Source organism: Mesorhizobium sp. M1050 (assembly GCF_040318715.1).
Lineage (GTDB): Bacteria > Pseudomonadota > Alphaproteobacteria > Rhizobiales > Rhizobiaceae > Mesorhizobium.
Window position 1 is genome coordinate 46810 of record NZ_JAMYMV010000034.1, and the last position, 19703, is coordinate 66512.

Below are 19703 nucleotides of genomic sequence, written 5' to 3' on the forward strand. Positions count from 1 at the left end.
GGCGTGTGGGACTCGGGGGGGCCCGCACGCGCGGCGGGCGCCCCCGCCACGTGCGAGGTTCAGATCGTCTTCACATACGCCAAACCAGCCGCTCGTTCGGCACGATTTCGAGAAAGCAGCAATGGCGGTCGTTGACCTCATTGCCTTCTCGCGACTGCATGCGCGTCCGGAACAGCCCGCCGGGGCACCGATGCGGCCGCTGGCAAAGTGCGCTGAGCGTCCTTAGTCTGCGATCAGATTCGAATCCGAAGGGCTAACTGTTTTGACGATCACCATCTACGGCATCACCACCTGCGACACCGTCAAGAAGGCGCGCGTCTGGCTGGAGGGCCATGACGTTGCCTACCGTTTTCACGATTTCAGGGCAGATGGGCTGGACGCCAAGCGCTTGGACGGCTGGGTTAGCAAGGTCGGCTGGGAAAAGCTGCTCAACAAGGCGAGCACGACGTTCCGCGAACTGGCGGACAACGACAAGCAGAGCCTGGATGAAAAGAAGGCCAAGACGTTGATGCTGGCCAGGCCGACCATGATCAAGCGGCCGGTGCTGGAGGTCGGCGAGCGCGTCCTCGTCGGCTTCAAGCCGGATGTTTATGAGCAGGCGGTAGGCGAAAAGTAGAGCCAACGGAACTGCGAAGCTGCCAATCTCCCCCCTTGCGGGGGAGATGGCCGGCAGGCCAGAGGGGGGTGCGAAGGATCGCCATCCTTGAAGAAATTATTCTGATGCAAAGCTGTCGAAGCATCTTGCCGGGAGTGGTTGCCATGTCGGCGGGACAGCACCCCCCTCTGCCCTGCCGGGCATCTCCCCCGCAAGGGGGGAGATCGGCCAATCGCCGACCTTGCAGATTGTGGGCGCCCTTCAATCCGTCTTTCTGAGAAATGCCGCCAGCGCCACCGCATTGTTATGCTTCTCGTCATGCGCGCCGTAGAGCAGTGTCACCTTGCCGTGGCGAAGCAGGCCGCGCAATTTGTCCACTGCCTCGCCGTTCCCATCCAGCTCAGCGCGATACCGCTTCTGAAACTCAGCCCAGCGCGACGCCTCATGGCCGAACCATTTGCGCAAATCATCGCTCGGCGCGATCTCCTTCAGCCACAGCGTCAGCGCCGCGTCTTGCTTGCTGACGCCACGTGGCCAGATTCGGTCGACCAGAACCCGCTGCCCATCGTCGGGCGCGGGTGGCTCGTAGATCCGCTTGACCGCCAGATCGAAGGCCATCGGACCCTCCATAAATGGGTCAGGCCCACTCGCCCTTGCGCATGACGGGCACGCGGGCGCCGTCCTTGTGGACACCATCGATGTCGATCTTGTCCGAACCGATCATCCAATCGATGTGGATGAAACTCTTGTTGCCGCCGCGTGTGGCGATCTCGTCCTGGCTGAGCGAAGCGCCATCGACGAAGCACTTCGAATAGCACTGGCCGAGCGCGATGTGGCAGGCGGCGTTCTCGTCGAACAGCGTGTTGAAGAACAACAGGCCGCTCGCCGAGATCGGCGAGGAATGCGGCACCAGCGCCACCTCGCCGAGACGGCGCGCGCCCTCATCGGTGTCGAGCAGCTTCTTAAGCACGTCCTCGCCCTTCGAAGCCTTGGCCTCGACGATCCTGCCTTCTTCGAAGCGCACCGATATATCGTCGATCAGCGTGCCCTGATAGGACAGCGGCTTGGTCGACCTAACATGGCCCTCGACGCGCCTTGCATGCGGCGTGGTGAAGACCTCTTCGGTCGGGATGTTGGGATTGCAGGTGATACCGTTCTTGGCGGTCGAAGCGCCGCCCATCCATTCATGGCCGTCCGCTAGCCCGACGGTCAGGTCGGTACCCGGTCCGGTGAAGTGCAGCGCGTGGAAATTATGGCCGTTGAGCCATTCGGTCCGGCTGCGCAGCGCTGCGTTATGCGCCTTCCAGTTGCCGATCGGATCCTCCACATCCACCCGCGAAGCGGCGAAGATGGCATCGGCGAGCTTCACCACCGCAACATCGTCGGCATCGCCGGGGAACACCTGCCTGGCCCAGGCGAGGTCCGGATAGGCGACGATGTTCCAGTTGATGTCGAAACCGGTGATCTTTTCCAGTGCCGGCTGGTAAGCCATCGAATTGGCCTTGTTGGCGCGCGCCACTTTCGCCGGGTCCTGTGCCGACAACAGCGACGGATCCTCGCCGCGCACGGCAAGCCTGGCCGCATTGTCGGCAAAGGCTTTCGCCATGCCTTCGTAGAGCCAGCCAGCGGCGCGGTCGAAGCTCGCATCGGCGCCGAAGCGATAGCGCGCCAGCGTCATCTCGTCGTCGTTGAAGATCGGCGTCACCAGTCCGGCGCCGGCTTTGTACGCATGCTCGACGATCCGCCTGGTCAGCGGCAGTGCCGCGATCGACGATGTCACCACCAGATCCTGTCCCGGCTGCAATTGCAGCCCGACCTTGATGGCGACCTCCGCCAGCCTGTCGAGCTTCACCGGGTCGATCGATGCGGAAACGCCGCGCGAATGTGTGGTCATGATCCTGCCTGCCGTAGTTTGATATCCGACTCATCATAGTGCGGCGCCACGGTCGTTTCCACCGCGATCGCGCCGGCAGCGCCCGTGGTCGCAGACCCGAACTGCGCCATAGTCGCCTCGATCTCTTCCTTGATCCAGGCCTTGAAGTCCCGGACCTTGCGGCTTTCGGTCTTGGCGGAGGAGGTCACCAGCCAATAGCCGAGGCCGCTCTGGGCACGGATTCCGAAAGGCGCCACCAGTCGGCCATCAGCGAGCGCATCGGCGGTGAGCAACTGCCAGCCAAGCATCACGCCATGGCCGGCAATCGCCGATTCCAGGCACAGCATCGGGTCGGTAAAGCGCGCGCCTTTCAGGAAGGTGACCGGCGGGACACCGGCCGTCTCGAACCAGCTGTCCCAACTGATCATCGCCCGCTCGTCGGTGATTGCGCAGGTCTGGGCAAGGTCCTCGATCGACCTCAGTTTTTTGGCGATCGCCGGCGCGCAGACCGGGAAGACTTCCTGCGCCAGGAGCAGTTCCTTGCGTCCGCCCGGCCACTTGCCGTCACCAAGCCGGATGGCGATGTCGATGTCGGAATGGTCGAGATCGGCCAGCCGCACCGAAGCGTCGATGCGCAACAGCACGTTGGGATGCCGGGCGAAGTGACGCGACAGTCGCGGCAGCAGCCATTTTGAGGCAAAGGCCGGCGCCACCGAAACCACCAGGGTGCATTGCGTCGCCTCGTCGGCCAGCGCCACGGCCTGGGCAAGCTCGCGAAATCCAGCACCAAGGCGGGGCGCGAAGAGGGCGCCGAATTCGGTCAGCACGAGACCGCTCGCCGTTCGCTCGAACAGCGTCTGGCCGAGTTGCTTCTCGGTACGGCTTATCTGCTGGCTGACGGCGCTGACGGACACGTTGAGTTCACTGGCGGCAGCCGCCAGAGATCCGAGACGGGCAACGGTTTCGACGGCGCGCAGGCCGTTGAGATGGACGCGGTTGAGCATGGTCATTTGAGATTTTCTAAACCGGCCCGGCCGAAATCTCAATTGAAACACCGGTCGAAACGGCAGATTTTATGCAAGGGAAGACAGACCCGCGGAGCCAAAAATGCTAAGGATCTTGTCGTCGTCGCTGAAGGTGTTTTTCGCTGCAGGTTCGGCATATGAGCCCCGTCGCGAGAGCGAGGCACAGAGATGGCTGACCGATCCGCTTTCGCATCCCGTGCTGAACACCATGTCGGAGCGCGAACTTGGCGACGTGCCGTTCAGGCTGACGGCGCGGCGAACCGTGCATGAAACCGCTTCATTGCGAACCGGGCTCGGTGGGCCCTGCTGAGCGCGCGCCAAGCGGTCCGGCTTGAGGAAAGTCGAGGCGAGGGTCGCACTGGCCTAACGGATGGCGGATTGTTTCAGCGATCACTGCATTTATTGTGCGCTGCAATGACATCAGCCACCTCGACAGCGCTCCGTTTTACCTTCGCCGGCATGATAGCCATGGCCGTTGCCATGGGCATCGGCCGCTTTGTCTACACACCGATCCTGCCCGGCATGATGCAGGAACTGCATCTGTCGCCGGCCGATGCCGGATGGATCGCCTCCGCCAACTATCTCGGCTATCTCATTGGCGCGTTGGCGGCGGCGGGCGGCTGGGCGCATGAGCGCGAACGCCTGCTGATGCTGGTGGGGCTCGGCGCCAGTGCGGTCCTGGCCGCGCTGATGGGGCTGACCGATATGATGGTCGCCTTTCTCGTTGTCCGCTTTCTGGCCGGCCTGGCCAGCGCCTTCGTCATGGTGTTCATGGCCAGCATCGTTTTCAGCCATATCGCGGCTGCCGGCCGCGGCGACCTGCAGGCGTGGCACTTCGGCGGCGTTGGCCTCGGCATCGCAATCTCCGCAGCGATGATGGCGGTGCTGGTCACCGAACATGCCGGCTGGGCGGCGGGCTGGTTGTGGTCGGCGGCAATTTCGGCTTGCGGTTTCGTACTCGTGGCGCTGATGGTCGACGAGGGTCCGCTCACCAATGGCGAAGTCGCCCGCGAGCCCGCATTGCAGATGGACCGATCGTTGATCAAGGTCATCATTGCCTACGGCCTGTTCGGCTTCGGCTACGTTGTGACGGCGACATTCCTGGTCGCCATCGTCCGGCAAGGCGGCGGCAGCCGCGTCTTCGAGGCCATGGTCTGGATGGTCGCCGGTCTTGCCGGCTTTCCCTCGACCTGGCTCTGGCAGAAGATCGCCGCTCGGACCGGCCTCTATCCCGCCTATGCGCTGGCATGCTTCATCGAAGTTGTCGGCGTCACCGCCAGCGTCGCCATCGGCGGACGTACCGGGCCGTTGCTCGGCGGCGTGCTGCTCGGCGGCACCTTCATAGCCATCACCGCATTTGGCCTCCAGGCAGCCAGACAGCTTGCACCGCGGGCGCCGCGGCGGATCTTTGCCCTGATGACGGCTGTGTTCGGCGTAGGCCAGATCATCGGCCCCATCGCCGCCGGGCTGCTGGCGCAAATGTCCGGCGATTTCTTCCTCGCCTCGATCGCCGCCGCCATCATGCTGGTCGTCTCCGGCGGCCTCACATGGTCGGCTGCGCCAAAATCGCCATGATTGTGGGGTTGCTCGGTGCGGGCATCGGGCACGGGCATTTTCTTTCCAGCTAATGTGTGACTTTATGCCCGCCATAGTCAGCTGATTTGCGCCTAGATCGAGGAATTCGTCACAGTGTTCGTATCATTTTTCCCGCAGCCGAAGCTCTTCTTCACTTCGGCCGCCGTCTGGAGCCTTGCGGCGATCCTGTTCTGGTTTTTCGGTGGTGAACAATTGGGCGCGGTTTTCGGACTGCCGCCGGCTGCCGCTGACGCGCCACCCATTATCGGCATCGCCATTCTCATGTCGCCGCCGTTTCTATGGTTTTATCTCTATTTCGCGTTTTGCGTGGCTGTCTTCTATGCGTTTTGGAGCTGGTATTCGCCACATCCCTGGCAGCGCTGGTCGATCCTGATGACCGCAGTCATCCTGTTCTTCATCTATTTCAATGTGCAGGTCAGTGTCGCCGTCAATGCCTGGTACGGGCCTTTCTTCGACTATGTGCAGGGATTGATGTCGGGGACAGGAAAGTCGACGAACGGTGAATTTTATATCGGATTGGCAGATTTTTCGTGGCTCGCGTTGGTCGGCATGAATGTGCAGGTGGTCAATGCCTTCATCGTCAGCCACTGGATCTTCCGCTGGCGCACGGCGATGAATAACTATTTTGTCGAGAACTGGGGTAGGCTTCGACATATCGAGGGTGCTTCGCAGCGTATCCAGGAAGACACGATGCGGTTCTCGCAGATCATGGAGGATCTCGGCTCCAGCTTCGTCCAGTCGATCATGACCCTGATCGCATTCCTGCCGGTCATGATCCAGTTGCAGGCTCACATCAGCGAGTTGCCGATTGTCGGCACGATCCCGCAGCCATTAGTGGTCGCAGCCCTTGCCTGGTGTCTGTTCGGAACGATCTCGGTCATGATTGCCGGCCTGAAGCTTCCGGGACTGCAGTTCCGCAACCAGCGTGTAGAGGCCGCCTATCGCAAGGAACTCGTCTACGGCGAGGATCACGCAGACAGGGCCCAGCCAGCCACCACTGCCGAGCTGTTCGCGAATGTTCGTCACAATTATTTCAGGCTCTATTTCCACTACATTTATTTCAACGTCGTCCGTTACACATACCTGCAGGCCGACAACATTTTCTCGCTGCTGATCCTGGGTCCGTCGCTGGTGGCGCACAAGATAACGTTCGGCGCGCTGAACCAGATTTCGAATGCATTCGGTAAAGTGACAGGGTCGCTGCAGTTTCTGCTCACCTCCTGGTCGACCATCGTCGAGCTTCAATCGGTCCACAAACGCCTGCGCGCCTTCGAGGCGACCCTGCTCGGCGAGCCGCTGCCGGACATCGACCAGCGCTATCTGGCAAAACAGGGCGTTGAAGATCCGGCCTAAAGGCCGAGGTTGGAAATCGAACCGGGTTGGCGGCTCAGCCGCCGACCGAAGCCTGCTTCGGGGCAGCGTCTTGCCGCGAGACATAATCGCGAAAACTGATGCATTCGACATCGGCCTTGACGCAGACCTCGCCGGCAAAGCGCTCCAGCGCATTCCAATAGGCGCCGTCATTCATCAGCGCGAAATGGAAGCCGAGCTCCAGCGGAATGCGCTTGCCCGCATACTGCTTGTCGAAGGCGGCGCGGAAGGCATCATAGGTTCGGTTCGCGAACTCGTTCGACTTGCTTGGCTGCTCGAAGCCGCCGGAATGCCTGACATAGAGATTGTAATCCATGGCGATCACCAGCCTTGACTTCGGTCCTTCCGGAATCTGCGGCAACGAAAACTGCATGATGCCGTTGCCGGCCACCGGCCGGGTGGGCCCCTGCGAGACGGCGCTCGCGTCGAACTGATAGCCGGCCGCCGCCAGCGCCTCGTAGAGGGCCTTGTTCGCCGACAGATACGGCGCGCGGAAGCCGACCACCGCATGCCGCGCGAAGTTGCGCCAGCCCTGGGGTTCGGGCGCAACGCCGTTGATCGCATAGGCGTTCTCAAGAATGCGTTCGAACGAACTGAACTCTTTCAGCCAGTCGGCCTTGCTCCAGTCCTTGCCGTCGAAATGGCCGCAGCCATGGCCGGCGATGTCGTGACCCTCGGAGGCGGCAAGGCCGATCTGTTCGAGCCGCTCGGTGACTTCCTGTTTCGAGGCGGCAAAGCCGATATTGGATTTTCCGGCGCTTTTGCCGGGTGCGTTGTATTGCATGCGTGTTTCTGGCGACAGCAGGAAGACGCAGGAGAGAAAGTAGGTGAAGTGCGCGCCGGTGCGCTCTGCCAGTGCCCGGCTACGCTTCCACTGCGAAATGTCGCGGGCGCTGTCGAACGAGATGATGACGGCCTGCTTGGGCTTTGCCGGCCTTGGCGGCGCGGGCGGATCGGCCAGAGCCTGCCCGGCAGTGGCGAGCGCAGCGAGGGTAAAAGCAGCAACACGGAACGGAGGGTACATCGGCAATCTGATCTGCGCTTTTCTGAGCTGCACTTTGGGGGGAGACGTCTGGAAGCCGGCTATCCTCGAAATGTGGCGCTGGTGCGATTGGCCTTTTCGGCTGCTTGCCCGGGGCAAACATCCGTTTGCCCTAGAGAATGGGCGATTTTCCGGTTGAACCCCTTCCATGCCGACAAAATTTCGCTAAAACGCGGGCTGACAAAGGCCCGACCGGGCAGGAATGGTTTTGATCGATGTCTGACGACAGTTTTATCCGTGAAGTCAACGACGAGATGCGTCGCGACCAGGCGCACGCGCTGTGGGACCGCTTCGGTCCCGCCTTGCTTGTCCTCGCGATCCTCGTGGTGCTCGGCACCGCCGCCTTCGTCGGCTATCGCTATTGGGACGAGACGCGCGCCAACCGCTCCGGCGATGCCTTCTCGCAGGCGCTGAAGCTTGCCAATGACGGCAAGAACGATGAAGCGCTGACCGCGCTCGATCAGTTGGAGAAGGATGGCTACGGTGCCTATCCTTTGCTCGCCCGCATGCGCGGCGCAACCGTCAAGGCCGACAAGGGCGACTTCGCCGCCGCCGTCAAGGATTTCGACGATGTCGCCGCCGACACCGCCATTCCCCAGGGCATTCGCGACATGGCGCGTCTCAGGGCAGCGCTCCTGCTTGTCGACCATGGCTCCTTCGCCGACGTCTCCAGCCGTGTCGAGGCGCTTACATCGGACACCAACACCTTGCGCCATACGGCGCGCGAGGCCCTCGGCCTTTCTGCCTGGAAGGAAGGCAAGACCCAGGACGCGCTAAAGCTGTTCGACCAGATCGCCGCCGATGACGGCGCCCCGCGCAACACCCGCGAGCGCGCAACGTTGATGTCCGAGCTGATCCGTGGGTCGGGCAGTGCGTCGTGACCTTCAAAGCCGCCATCATCGGCAGACCTAACGTCGGCAAATCGACCCTTTTCAATCGGCTGGTGGGAAGGAAGCTGGCGCTTGTCGACGACACGCCGGGTGTCACCCGCGACCGCCGTGTCCATGCCGCCAAGCTATACGACCTGCATTTCGACGTCATCGACACCGCCGGCTTCGAGGATGCAGGCGCCTCAACCTTGCCGGGCCGCATGCGCGCGCAGACCGAGATCGCCATCCGCGAGGCCGACCTGATCTTCTTCACCATCGACGCCAAGTCCGGCCTGTTGCCTGACGACAGAACCTTTGCCGAGATCGTGCGCAAGTCCGGCAAGCCGGTCGTGCTGGTCGCCAACAAGGCCGAGGCGAAGGGCGCCCAGGGCGGCATGCTGGAGGCCTGGGAACTCGGCCTTGGCGAGCCGATCCCGGTTTCGGCCGAGCATGGCCAGGGCATGCCCGACCTGCGCGATGCCGTGATCGGAGCGCTCGGCGAAGCGCGTGCTTTCGGCGAAGATGAAGATGGCGAAGACGAAGAAGTCGCTGCCGGCGAGGTTCTGATCGGCGAGGATATCGCCGATCCGGATGCCGAGCACAGCTATGACGATACCAAGCCGATGCGCATCGCCGTCGTTGGTCGTCCCAATGCCGGCAAGTCGACATTGATCAACGCGCTGATCGGCGAAGAACGGCTGCTCACCGGACCGGAAGCCGGCATCACCCGTGATTCCATCTCCGTCGACTGGGATTGGCATGGTCGCCGCCTGAAACTGTTCGACACGGCCGGCATGCGCCGCAAGGCCAGGATCCACGAGAAGCTGGAAGTGATGTCGGTGCAGGACGGCCTGCGCGCCATCCGCTTCGCCGAGATCGTCATCATCGTGCTCGACGCCACCATTCCCTTCGAGAAACAGGATCTGCAGATCGCCGACCTGATCATCCGCGAAGGTCGCGCGCCGGTGATCGCCTTCAACAAATGGGATCTGATCGACCATCCCCAGGAGCTTCTGGCCGAACTGCGCGAGAAGACGGAACGGCTTCTTCCCCAGGCGCGTGGCCTTCAGGCTGTACCCGTATCGGCCGAGACCGGCCGCGGTCTCGACAAGCTGATGGATGCCGTCATCAGGACCCACAAGGTGTGGAACAGCCGCGTTTCCACCGGTAAGCTTAACCGCTGGCTGGAAAGCATCCTGGCGCATCATCCGCCGCCTGCGGTCGCAGGACGCCGGTTGAAGATCAAATATGTCACCCAGGCCAAGACCCGGCCGCCGGGTTTCGTCGTCCAGTGCTCGCGGCCCGATGCGATGCCGCAGTCCTATGTCCGCTATCTCTCCAACAGCCTGCGCGAAGCCTTCGACATGCCCGGCGTGCCGATCCGCATCGCGTTGCGAACGTCGGACAACCCATTCGCTGGCAGGGCCAAGAAACGCAGTTGAGCGTCGGCGCCCGTCTGGCGATCACGCCACGTTGCGCAAACCGTTGTCGTTGGGCCGTGCATTTTCGGGTAGCGCCTGCCGCGCTGCATCCAGCAATATATCGGCAAGGCGGGCCACCACCGGTTCGGCGTCGGCATCCTTGCGATGCAGGAACAGCGCCATCTTGGGCAGCGCCGGCAATCCGGCTATCTCCGGCGTCATCGCGCTGACGCTGGCCGGCAGGCCGATGTCGGTGCGGATTGTCAGCCCCAGCCCCGCCGCAACCGCTGCCCAGATGCCGCCAAGGCTCGGGCTGGAAAAGGCCATCCGCCAAGGCAGGCCGGCGCGGTCGAGCGTTTCGGTTGCAACCGTGCGCAAAAGGCATGGCGCTTCGAGCGCCACCAGGGGCAGTGGCTCCCCGTGGCGCAGGCTGGTCTCAATCCGCTTTGCCGGCCCAATCCAGCGCATCTGCACATCGGCGACGTGCTCGCTGTAGGGCAGCGTGTCGCCGCTGTGCCAGGCAAGCGCGATGTCGAGACTGCCTGACAGGATCCGTTCGGCAAGCTCGTGGCTGCGCGCGATCCTGGCTTCGATCTTGACCTTGGGATGGGCGCGGGCGAAGCGACCGAGCACGTCAGGCAGCACCGCCTCCCCGAAATCCTCCTGCAGGCCGAGCCTTACCCAGCCTTCCAGTTCGACATCGTGGATGGCGGATGCCGCTTCGTCATTGAGCTCGATCAGCCGGCGCGCATAGCCGAGCATGGTCTCGCCGGCTTCGGTCAAGGCGAGGCCGCGCCCCGACTTGCGGAAGATCGGCGTCGCCGCCTGTTCTTCCAGTTTCTTCAATTGCGCACTGACCGCCGACGTCGACCGGCCAAGCCGATCGGCCGCCTTGGCGAAGCTGCCCAGCTCCATGCCGGTGACGAAACTGCGGAGGACGTCGAGGTCGAATGTCACGCGTCGCATAGATAATCCCGATTTTCAGGATAGTTTGTTTAAAACTTCCTGATTTTAAGGATGAAACTACGGCGCTAGAAACACACCGTCAAGGCCACCACCGGCCCAGCACGGGAATGAAATCATGTCCGCCATTGTCAATTGCACCGACCGACAGTCGCCGGGACTTTTGAAAGACACGGCTGCCGGCCCTGCCGGAAGGGCGTTCAAGCCCAACCATCGCTGGAAAGTTCTCGGCATCGGCGTTGCCGCCAATGCCAGCTTCTCGGCCACCTTCGCCGGCATACCGGCAACGGCGGTCGTGCTGCGCCAGGGGTATTATCTGGCCAACGCCGAACTCGGTCTGGCCCTCGGCCTTCTGGGTCTGGGGGTTGCGCTCAGCGAACTGCCATGGGGCCTGCTCACCGATCGCTGGGGTGATCGGCGCGTGCTTCTGACCGGGCTTGGCGCCACGGCGGCGTGGCTCTTCGTCATGGCGATGCTGGTTGTACCGACAAGGGCCGGGATTCCCGATGTCACGCTGCTCTGCGCTAGCCTGCTCATCACAGGGCTGCTCGGCGGCAGCGTCAATGGTTCGAGCGGCCGGGCCATCATGGGCTGGTTCCGGGAAAACGAGCGCGGCTTTGCCATGAGCATCAGGCAGACGGCGGTGCCGCTCGGCGGCGGTCTTGGCGCGCTCGCTTTGCCCTCGCTTGCCCTGGCTTTCGGCTTTGCCGCCGTGTTCGGCGTCCTGGCGGGTGCATCCGCCCTCTCTGCCCTGTTCGCGTGGCGCTGGCTGCACGAGCCGCCGCCGACGGACGAGGGCCATCCCGCTGCGGCGGCTATGGCCGGACCGGCGCCGCTGCGCAATCTGGACGTTTGGCGCATCGCGACTGCTATCGGCCTGCTCTGCCTTCCGCAGGTGGCGGTGCTCACCTTCGCCTCCGTGTTCCTGCACGACTTCGTCGGTCTGGGAACGGCAGCGATCAGTGCGAGCCTCGCAGCCGTGCAGATCGGTGCCATGGTCATGCGCATCTGGAGCGGCCGCTTCACCGACCGCCACGGCAACCGCCGCCAGTTCCTTCGCCTGTGCAGTGCGCTGAGCGCATTTGCCTTCGCCGTGCTTTGGCTGCTGGTCTTGGTCAGTTCCGCCATGTCAGGCGGACAATTCTTGCTGATGGCGGTCCTTCCCGTTGTGCTTATTGTCGCAGGAGTCTCGGTCTCCGCCTGGCACGGCGTCGCCTATACCGAGCTTGCCACGCTTGCCGGTGCCGGCCATGTCGGAACCGCGCTCAGCCTGGCCAACAGCTTCGTTTTCATAGGCTTCTTCCTCGTGCCGGTGGTCATTCCGGGACTCTTGCATCTCTGGTCATGGTCCAGTGTCTGGCTATCGGCCGCCATCTGCGCACTTGCCGCCTGGCCGGTCTTCCTGCGGCCGGCCTGACTTCGGCCGCAAAACCGCCCGAGTTCGGAACCACGACCTCGAGCAGACCGGGAGAACCCGATCGAACCTGTTAACGTCCCATCAAGGTTAATGCATCATTTTGCTCTCCAGTGGGGTCTATAGCGTTCCTGGAGAGAGTTCCGTGCATCGACGTGTGTTGAAGCGGCTTGTCGCCGCTGCCGGTGAGAGGCGTGGCTTTCTGCCTCCGTTGGTCATCGGTCTCGGCATCTGGATCGGCTTTCCGACCGTCGCCGCCTACCAGGACATGACGAGCCTCGTTTCCGGCCTCGAAGCGTCGAACACCCGCTGGAATTCCTACGTCGAGAAAACCATTGCCGGCTCGACCCACGCGGCCGAGATGCCCTTTGTCGATTCCGATGTCACCGAGTCGATCTCCGGATCGGGTGTCCACTTGGCCGGCGTCGGCAACGTCTCTTTTCGCGGCAAGGGCGGCAAGGTAAGCGCCACGCCCGACGAGGATCGCGTCATGCGCGCCGACAAAAAAGGCCGCATCGTCATGGTGTCGCCCGTCGCACCGCCGAAGAACTTCAATGCCGGCTCGATCTTCGAGCGCACCTCCTCCTTGCTGCGGCCCAGCATGGACAGCGGCCTGAAGATGGCCTTCGCCAAGCCGCAGATCAAAGGCAAGGAAATCCAGATCGCCGCGGCATTCCATGCGCGCGAGGACAAAAAGCCCGATCCCGGCGTGCCGGCGATGCTGGCTGCACTTGTCAACAACGACCATCCGGACGTGTTGGCGACCGCCTACGCGCAGTCCGAGCCCGATTATGCCAAGGCATCGCCGTTCGAAGCCCTGCTTCAGGACGAGCAGCCCAATGAGGGCCGCTTCATTCCGCCGATGGTCAAGGGCGATCATTCGTGGATCCAGAACCCGCTGCCCGCAAGCGTCTTCTCCAAGCCGGAACAGGCATGCCTCGCCAATGGCATCTATTTCGAGGCGAGGAGCGAATCCGTACGTGGTCAGGCCGCCGTCGCCCAGGTCATACTCAACCGCGTCCGCAACCCGACCTATCCGAATTCGATCTGCGGCGTCGTCTACCAGAACGACAGCTGGTTCAACCGTTGCCAGTTCTCCTTTGCCTGCGACGGCAGGAAGAAGCGCATCGACAGTCCTGCGGCCTACAAGACCGCCCAGGATATCGCCATGGCCGTCACCGCCGGCAAGATATTCATCCCTGAGGTCGGATCGTCGACCCACTATTACGCCCAATATGTCCATCCCGGCTGGGCGCGCACGATGGAGAAGATGACCAAGATCGGCCTGCATATCTTCTATCGGACCTATGGCGGCGGCTGGAGCTGAGCGCGCAACAGATCGCTGATCTTTGGCACGGCGCGCTGTCGATCGAAGAGCCATTGCTCGGGGGATTCGCGCAACGCATCCCCGTCATCGTGGCGGGCACGATGTCGCACCTTTCTAATCCATTGATTTTGCTGCCTAAAATACATGGCAATGAACTTCCGCCCGTGGCTTGACGGGCGCAAACCCTCTAACTATGTTGCCGGCGACTTTAGAAGCGGACGGACGGTGACGGTCTGACCGGGCAGGGGGGTTGCGATGGCCGACAAGAATGGGCCAGGCGGAACCGGAGAAACCGGCCGCGGCAAGCAGCATGAACCCGACATCCGCGACGACGATCTTGAGCGCCGCCGGCGTGACCTTGAAGCATCGCTTGCGACAAGGCGGCCGGGCCGGCTCGAGGGGAAAGACGACGCGAAAGCGGGCAGTACGGCCGGTTATGGCCAAGCGCTCAAACTCTCCAGCGAGTTTATCGCCGGGGTGGTGGTGGGTGCAGGCATCGGCTGGGTCATCGACCGTCTGGCGGGGACATCGCCATGGGGTCTGATCGTGTTTCTGCTGCTGGGCTTTGGCGCCGGAGTGCTCAACGTCATGCGTTCCGCGGGCGTCGTGGCAGAATTCGGACAGGGCGACAGATCGCGCCGTGGCCAGGACGATAAGAAATGACCGCGCCTCATGTGCGGTAATGGTAACGAGGCCGTGCGCGGCATTGACGGGGTTTGAACGTGGCAGCTGACAAGGTCGATCCGATCCACCAGTTCCATATCAACAAGCTGATTCCGATCGACATCGGCGGCTACGATCTGTCATTCACCAATTCGGCATTGTTCATGGTCGCGACAGTTGTCGTCGCCGCAGCGTTTCTGTTTCTCACGACGTCGAGCCGCAGCCTGGTTCCGGGCCGCCTTCAGTCGGTCTCCGAGATGGCATACGAGTTCGTTGGCAACATGTTGCGCGATGCCGCCGGCACGCAGGGCATGAAGTTCTTCCCTCTTGTGTTTTCGCTGTTCATGTTCGTGCTGGTCGCCAACCTGCTTGGCCTGTTCCCGTATTTCTTCACCGTCACCAGCCACATCATCGTCACTTTCGGTCTGGCCATCCTGGTGATTGCGACCGTGGTCGTCTACGGCTTCATGAAGCATGGTTTTGGCTTCCTCAAGCTGTTCGTGCCGCATGGCGTGCCGGTGTTCCTGCTGCCGCTGGTGGTGCTGATCGAGGTGATCTCCTTCGTGTCGCGCCCGGTCAGCCTCTCGGTTCGTCTGTTCGCCAACATGCTCGCCGGCCACATCACGCTGAAGGTGTTCTCCGGGTTCGTCGTCAGCCTGAGCGCGCTCGGCGCGGTTGGCGTCGCCGGTTCGATCCTGCCGCTGGCAATGGCGGTGGCGCTGACGGCGCTGGAACTGCTGGTCGCCTTCCTGCAGGCCTACGTGTTTGCCGTGTTGACCTGCATGTATCTCAACGACGCCCTGCACCCCGGGCACTGAGCAAAAATTTCCGGCCCAAGAGTTTCCAGCATTGGCGCCGGATGAAATCGCAACGGAATTTTTAGATCCAAAGGAGTTGAACAAATGGACGCAGAAGCAGCAAAGTACATCGGCGCCGGCATCGCTTGCCTGGGCATGGGTGGCGCGGGCATTGGCCTCGGCAACATCTTCGGCAGCTACCTGGCGGGCGCTCTGCGCAACCCGTCGGCTGCCGATGGCCAGTTCGGCCGTCTGATCTTCGGCTTCGCGGTGACCGAAGCTCTGGGCATCTTCTCGCTTCTGATCGCGCTTCTGGCCCTGTTCGGCTGAGCCCCTCTTTGGCTAAGCCATGAGAAGATTGGACGGGTCGGCCGCGCAAGCGGCGGGCCCGAATTTCGGGGATAGTCCATGTTCGTGACATCTGCCTTCGCGCAAGAGTCCGCGCCTGCCGATACCAGCCACGCTGCGACGGAAGGCGAGACGCAATCCGGCACCAGCGTGCCTGCCGAAGCGCACGGCACGTTTCCGCCATTCGATCCTGCGACGTTCCCGTCGCAGCTTCTGTGGCTGGCGATCACTTTCGGGCTGTTTTACCTCTTCCTGAAGCGGGTGGTGATGCCGCGCGTCGGGGGCATCATCGATGTCCGCAACGACCGCATCAGCCAGGATCTCGACCAGGCCGCCAAGTTGAAGGGCGAGGCCGACGCCGCTGTTGCTGCCTACGAGCAGGAACTGGCGGAAGCCAAGACCAAGGCCAACGCGATCGGCCAGCAGGCCAACGATGCGGCCAAGGCCGAGGCCGAGACCGCACGCAAGAAGGTCGAGGCCGCGCTCGATGCGAAGCTTGGCGAGGCCGAGGCCCGCATTTCTTCCATCAAGGCCAACGCGATGAAGGAAGTCGGCAGCATCGCCGAGGATACCGCTTCGGCGATCGTCGAGGCCCTGGTCGGCGGCAAGGCCAGCAAGGCCGAGATCGCGGCCGCGGTCAAATCCGTGGCCCGGTGAGGAGCGCATCATGGACTACACCTCTCTCGCAACGCTCTGGGCCACGGTAGCTCTGGTTATCTTCCTCGGCGTTGCAATCTACATCAAGGTACCTGGCCTGATCGCCAAGGCGCTCGACGCCCGCGCCGACAGGATCAGCAACGAGCTGGACGAAGCGCGCCGGCTGCGCGAGGAGGCCCAGCAATTGCTCGGCCAATACCAGCGCAAGCGCAAGGAAGCCGAGCAGGAGGCCGCCGCCATCGTCGCTGCCGCCAAGCGCGAGGCCGACATGCTTGCCGCGGACGCGCACAAGAAGACCGAGGACTATGTCGTCAGGCGCACCGCGCTTGCCGAACAGAAGATCGGCCAGGCCGAGCGTGACGCCATCAGTGAAGTCCGCGCCAGCGCCGTCGATATCGCCGTCGAGGCCGCACGCACGCTGCTTGCTGGCAAGATCGACGCCAAGGCGGGTGCCGAGCTGTTCAAGGCTTCGCTCGTGGACGTGAAGTCGAAACTGAACTAGGCCTTCGCAGACCCCATACGATCAAAGCCGCCCGGGCGACCTGGCGGCTTTTTTGCTGTGGAAAACCAGATTGGCGAGGCGGCAGAGCGCGTAATCTCCCTCCTTGAGGGGGAGATGGCCGGCAGGCCAGAGGGGGTCGCCGCGCATGAAGCGCTGACCTGATCTTTCGACGCCAAAGGAGCGTCGAGCCAGTCGAAAAAAGGGAGCCGAGCCCGGTCGAACCTACCCCCTCTGTCGCCTTCGGCGACATCTCCCCCTCAAGGGGGGAGATCGGCTGACATCGCCGTGGCTCACTCCAATCCGACCAGGCTCTCGTCTTCCGCCACTTCGGTCCCGCCCAATCTGAACGGCGCAAACGACACGCGGTGCAGCCGCGGCACGGGACCATGAGCCTCGATCGCGGTGCGATGGCGGACCGTGGCGTAGCCCATGTGGGACTCGAAGCCATAGCGGTCGTGATGGTTGCCGCAGCCGCACATCATGCGGTCGCGCATCACCTTGGCGACGATCGAGGCGGCGGCGATCGATTGCGAACGCTGGTCGCCCTTGATCAGCGCGCGCCCCGCACAGGGCAGGCCCGGGGGCACGTCGCGCCCGTCGGCGAGGGCGAGCTTCGGTTGAACCGACAGCCCGACCAGGGCACGGCGCATCGCCTCCAGGCTTGCCTTTAGGATGTTGCTGCCGTCGATGCCCTCGGCGCTGATCGAGGCCATTGAGACCGCCTGCGCGGAGCCGAGAATGAGCAGGAACAGGGCCTCGCGCTGCAAGTGGGTAAGGCGCTTGGAATCGTCCAGCCCGTCCGGAATGTTGGCGGGATCGAGCACCACCGCTGCGGCCACCACCGGTCCGGCCAAGGGGCCGCGGCCGGCCTCATCCATGCCCGCAACCGGCCACAGACCGTCGGCCATCGCCTTCGTCTCGAAGGAGAAGTCGGGCTTCTCGATAATCTCAAAGAGAGGCGGAGAATCAGAACGCGCGCGAGCCATGTTGCGGCGAGGTTCGCATCGGCTCCGATTCTCCGCAAGTCCCTCCGGGTCGGGTGGGGCGCCGGACCGGGAGGGCACCGTCTGCAGGCCGGGGCAGGCCGGACGGGATTCCTGTGCTGCGGCAGATCAAGCCGCCGCAGTGAATTGCATTCTCAAAGCAGCGTCAGCTGCAATTGGTCCTTGGCAGCAGCAACGAACTGGTCGGTCCGCAGCGCGCGCCGTTCGGCATTGAGGCCGAGCCGCTTGGCTGCGATCTCGAAGCGCCGGCCGATCTGCCAGGCATAGGGACCGGCGCCCTTCATGCGCTTGCCCCATTCCGAATCGTAGTCCTTGCCGTCACGCATCGAGCGGATCAGCGACATCACGTGGCGGTAGCGGTCGGGGTAGTGGCGCAGCAGCCAATCCTTGAAGATCGGGCTGACCTCCAGCGGCAGGCGCAGCACGACATAACCCGCCTCGCGCGCACCGGCGGCGCGTGCCGAATCGAGGATGCGTTCCATCTCCGGATCGGTCAATCCGGGAATGATCGGCGCCACCATGACCGACGCCGGAATTCCGGCATCCGAAAGCTGCCGGATCGCCTCCAGCCGCTTGGTGGGCGTCGACGCGCGCGGCTCCATGGTGCGCGCCAGCATGCGATCGAGCGTCGTCACCGACAGAGCCACCTTGGCCAGCCCTCGCTCAGCCATGCGCGACAGGATATCGATGTCGCGCACCACCAAAGCGGACTTGGTGACGATGCCGACCGGATGGCCGCGCGCTTCCAGCACTTCGAGGATCTCGCGCATGATCCTGTATTGCTTCTCGATCGGCTGGTAGGGGTCGGTGTTGGTGCCGATGGCGATGGTTCGCGGCTGGTAGCCGTCCTTCGACAGCTCCTTGTCGAGCAAGCGCGCCGCATCGGGCTTGGCGAACAGCTTGGATTCGAAATCCAGACCCGGCGACAGACCCATGAACGAGTGCGTCGGCCGGGCAAAACAATAGACACAGCCATGCTCGCAACCGCGATAAGGGTTGATCGAACGATCGAAGGAGATATCGGGCGATTCGTTGCGGGTGATGATGGTGCGCGGCTTCTCGACCTGCACTTCGGTCTTGAAGGGCGGCAGTTCTTCCAGCGAATTCCAGCCATCGTCGAAAACATGCCGGCTGACCGGCTCGAACCGACCGGACGGATTGATGCCCGCCGACCTGCCGCGGTTGCGGTCCGGCCGGACACGCACGCCACTCTGCTCGATCATCGCATTGGCCATCTCGGCCCGTCCAGCTCCGAAAGCTGCAATGTCGGCGCGCACGATCTGTTCCATCTTCGCCCGCTCCCAGGGACTGTCCGTGTTGTGTCGAATCGCTCTGTTCATGAAATTATTCCTATTTTGTTGATGAGAACAAAGCAAGAACTTTTTACGGTTCGCTGGATAACTGGCGCTATGCCGCGCTTTCCGCTATCGGCTAACGATGCTCAGTGTTCTCATCGAAACCTGCAATGACGAGGAAGGGCTTACCCGCACGCTCGCCTCGCTGATTGGCGGCGCGGTCGAGGGCGTGGTGCGTGACGTCATCGTCTGTGACACGGGCTCTACCGACCAGACGCATCGTGTGGCCGAGCATGCCGGCTGTCACTACGTGACGGGCGGCATCGCCACGGGGATCCGGCAAGCCAAGGGGGACTGGTTGCTGCTCCTGGAGCCGGGCGCACGATTGATGGAGGGCTGGATCGACGCGGTCGTCGACCATACGGCCAGGCAAACCATGGCGGCACGGTTTTCGCGGGCGCGCGGCAGCCGCAAGCCGTTCCTGGCTCGCGTCTTTTCCGCAAACCGTGCCTTGGCCGACGGATTGCTGATCAGCAAGCGTCAGGCCTCGGCCAGGAGTGCCGTCAGCGCCGAGGCCATCGCCCGCGGCCTCGCGACAAAGCGGCTCGACGCCGAGATTTGGATGGCGCCGGCGAAGCGGGAACGCCGCTCTCCGCGCTGAGTTTTTTGCACCTGCTCTGGTCATTGTGCATTGCACAAAATCTGACACGCGGTTAGCTTCCGGACAAAGCGGGTGAGTTGGGTTTGGGTCATGCCGAGTGGTGAACACCGATGCAGCATTGGTGGTGCCCTTATATCGAGGACCCGATGAACCTTCCAACGCCCGACAAATCCGGCACGGCCAGCCTAGAGGCCATGACCGCGCTCAGACAGATATGAGATTCTTGCAGTTGAGGAGGGGTTCTCCGTAACTCGGGTTGCGAAGCTCGAATCATAGGAGA

Annotated in this window: 22 protein-coding genes; 14 read left to right on the forward strand and 8 right to left on the reverse strand. The window is 62.9% G+C overall.

Going from position 1 to position 19703, the window contains the following annotated elements:
- Positions 1-70: 70 nt before the first annotated feature.
- Complete coding sequence (locus NKH57_RS19065; RefSeq protein ID WP_352946213.1) at positions 71-175, reverse strand: SRPBCC family protein; 105 nt, start codon at positions 173-175, stop codon at positions 71-73.
- A gap of 87 nt (positions 176-262) precedes the next feature.
- Between NKH57_RS19065 and NKH57_RS19070 the strand changes: the two genes are divergently transcribed.
- A complete protein-coding gene (locus NKH57_RS19070; protein WP_352946186.1) occupies positions 263-616 on the forward strand; it encodes an ArsC family reductase in 354 nt (117 codons plus the stop codon).
- 240 nt (positions 617-856) lie between these two features.
- Here the strand turns inward: NKH57_RS19070 and NKH57_RS19075 are convergent, their stop codons facing one another.
- Genes NKH57_RS19075 through NKH57_RS19085 form a run of 3 tightly spaced genes read right to left on the reverse strand, consistent with a single transcriptional unit; the run spans position 857 to position 3478 of the window.
- Entirely contained in the window at positions 857-1213 is a 357-nt protein-coding gene (locus NKH57_RS19075) for a DUF488 domain-containing protein (protein ID WP_352729151.1), read from the reverse strand.
- A gap of 19 nt (positions 1214-1232) precedes the next feature.
- Positions 1233-2489 carry an aminopeptidase gene (locus NKH57_RS19080; RefSeq protein ID WP_352946188.1) on the reverse strand — a complete coding sequence of 419 codons (1257 nt, stop codon included), beginning with the start codon at positions 2487-2489 and terminating at the stop codon, positions 1233-1235.
- Positions 2486-3478, reverse strand: a complete 993-nt coding sequence (locus tag NKH57_RS19085) for a LysR substrate-binding domain-containing protein (RefSeq protein WP_352946190.1) — start codon at positions 3476-3478, stop codon at positions 2486-2488. Before NKH57_RS19085 ends, NKH57_RS19080 begins: the two co-directional genes overlap by 4 nt.
- A gap of 97 nt (positions 3479-3575) precedes the next feature.
- Between NKH57_RS19085 and NKH57_RS19090 the strand changes: the two genes are divergently transcribed.
- From NKH57_RS19090 to sbmA, 3 genes are all read left to right on the forward strand, one after another.
- Positions 3576-3803: a hypothetical protein gene (locus tag NKH57_RS19090; RefSeq protein WP_352946192.1), complete on the forward strand. Its 228-nt coding sequence runs from the start codon at positions 3576-3578 to the stop codon at positions 3801-3803.
- Between the two features lie 104 nt (positions 3804-3907).
- Positions 3908-5068 carry a YbfB/YjiJ family MFS transporter gene (locus NKH57_RS19095; protein ID WP_352946194.1) on the forward strand — a complete coding sequence of 387 codons (1161 nt, stop codon included), beginning with the start codon at positions 3908-3910 and terminating at the stop codon, positions 5066-5068.
- A gap of 114 nt (positions 5069-5182) precedes the next feature.
- Positions 5183-6442, forward strand: coding sequence for a peptide antibiotic transporter SbmA (gene sbmA / locus NKH57_RS19100; protein WP_352946196.1), 1260 nt, complete (start codon positions 5183-5185; stop codon positions 6440-6442).
- Between the two features lie 34 nt (positions 6443-6476).
- Here the strand turns inward: sbmA and NKH57_RS19105 are convergent, their stop codons facing one another.
- Entirely contained in the window at positions 6477-7484 is a 1008-nt protein-coding gene (locus tag NKH57_RS19105; RefSeq protein ID WP_352946216.1) for a polysaccharide deacetylase family protein, read from the reverse strand.
- Positions 7485-7717: 233 nt separating this feature from the next.
- Here NKH57_RS19105 and NKH57_RS19110 point away from each other — a divergent pair, with 233 nt between their 5' ends.
- Together NKH57_RS19110 and der are read left to right on the forward strand one after the other, a co-directional pair.
- Positions 7718-8383: a tetratricopeptide repeat protein gene (locus NKH57_RS19110; RefSeq protein WP_352600414.1), complete on the forward strand. Its 666-nt coding sequence runs from the start codon at positions 7718-7720 to the stop codon at positions 8381-8383.
- Positions 8380-9813: a ribosome biogenesis GTPase Der gene (gene der, locus NKH57_RS19115; RefSeq protein ID WP_352946198.1), complete on the forward strand. Its 1434-nt coding sequence runs from the start codon at positions 8380-8382 to the stop codon at positions 9811-9813. The genes NKH57_RS19110 and der overlap by 4 nt, the downstream gene beginning before the upstream one ends.
- 21 nt (positions 9814-9834) lie before the next feature.
- Here the strand turns inward: der and NKH57_RS19120 are convergent, their stop codons facing one another.
- Complete coding sequence (locus NKH57_RS19120) at positions 9835-10758, reverse strand: LysR substrate-binding domain-containing protein (RefSeq protein ID WP_352946200.1); 924 nt, start codon at positions 10756-10758, stop codon at positions 9835-9837.
- Positions 10759-10873: 115 nt separating this feature from the next.
- Here NKH57_RS19120 and NKH57_RS19125 point away from each other — a divergent pair, with 115 nt between their 5' ends.
- From NKH57_RS19125 to NKH57_RS19155, 7 genes are all read left to right on the forward strand, one after another.
- Positions 10874-12172 (forward strand): MFS transporter, encoded by a 1299-nt coding sequence (locus NKH57_RS19125; RefSeq protein WP_352946202.1) that lies wholly within the window; start codon positions 10874-10876, stop codon positions 12170-12172.
- Between the two features lie 142 nt (positions 12173-12314).
- Positions 12315-13496, forward strand: coding sequence for a cell wall hydrolase (locus NKH57_RS19130; protein ID WP_352729130.1), 1182 nt, complete (start codon positions 12315-12317; stop codon positions 13494-13496).
- 255 nt (positions 13497-13751) lie between these two features.
- Positions 13752-14159: an AtpZ/AtpI family protein gene (locus tag NKH57_RS19135; protein WP_352946205.1), complete on the forward strand. Its 408-nt coding sequence runs from the start codon at positions 13752-13754 to the stop codon at positions 14157-14159.
- Positions 14160-14218: 59 nt separating this feature from the next.
- Positions 14219-14977 (forward strand): F0F1 ATP synthase subunit A, encoded by a 759-nt coding sequence (locus tag NKH57_RS19140; RefSeq protein WP_352487594.1) that lies wholly within the window; start codon positions 14219-14221, stop codon positions 14975-14977.
- Positions 14978-15061: 84 nt separating this feature from the next.
- Complete coding sequence (locus tag NKH57_RS19145) at positions 15062-15286, forward strand: F0F1 ATP synthase subunit C (protein WP_006206606.1); 225 nt, start codon at positions 15062-15064, stop codon at positions 15284-15286.
- Between the two features lie 78 nt (positions 15287-15364).
- Complete coding sequence (locus tag NKH57_RS19150) at positions 15365-15961, forward strand: F0F1 ATP synthase subunit B (protein ID WP_023759064.1); 597 nt, start codon at positions 15365-15367, stop codon at positions 15959-15961.
- A gap of 10 nt (positions 15962-15971) precedes the next feature.
- Positions 15972-16463: a F0F1 ATP synthase subunit B gene (locus NKH57_RS19155; RefSeq protein ID WP_023759065.1), complete on the forward strand. Its 492-nt coding sequence runs from the start codon at positions 15972-15974 to the stop codon at positions 16461-16463.
- 290 nt (positions 16464-16753) lie between these two features.
- Here NKH57_RS19155 and rnhB read toward each other — a convergent pair whose 3' ends face one another.
- The gene (rnhB, locus tag NKH57_RS19160) at positions 16754-17449 is read right to left on the reverse strand and encodes a ribonuclease HII (protein WP_352946208.1); all 696 of its coding nucleotides are present in this window, start codon (positions 17447-17449) and stop codon (positions 16754-16756) included.
- A 152-nt stretch (positions 17450-17601) separates the two neighbouring features.
- Positions 17602-18756: a PA0069 family radical SAM protein gene (locus tag NKH57_RS19165; RefSeq protein ID WP_352946218.1), complete on the reverse strand. Its 1155-nt coding sequence runs from the start codon at positions 18754-18756 to the stop codon at positions 17602-17604.
- A gap of 148 nt (positions 18757-18904) precedes the next feature.
- Between NKH57_RS19165 and NKH57_RS19170 the strand changes: the two genes are divergently transcribed.
- Positions 18905-19423: a glycosyltransferase gene (locus tag NKH57_RS19170; RefSeq protein ID WP_023759069.1), complete on the forward strand. Its 519-nt coding sequence runs from the start codon at positions 18905-18907 to the stop codon at positions 19421-19423.
- Positions 19424-19703 lie beyond the last annotated feature (280 nt).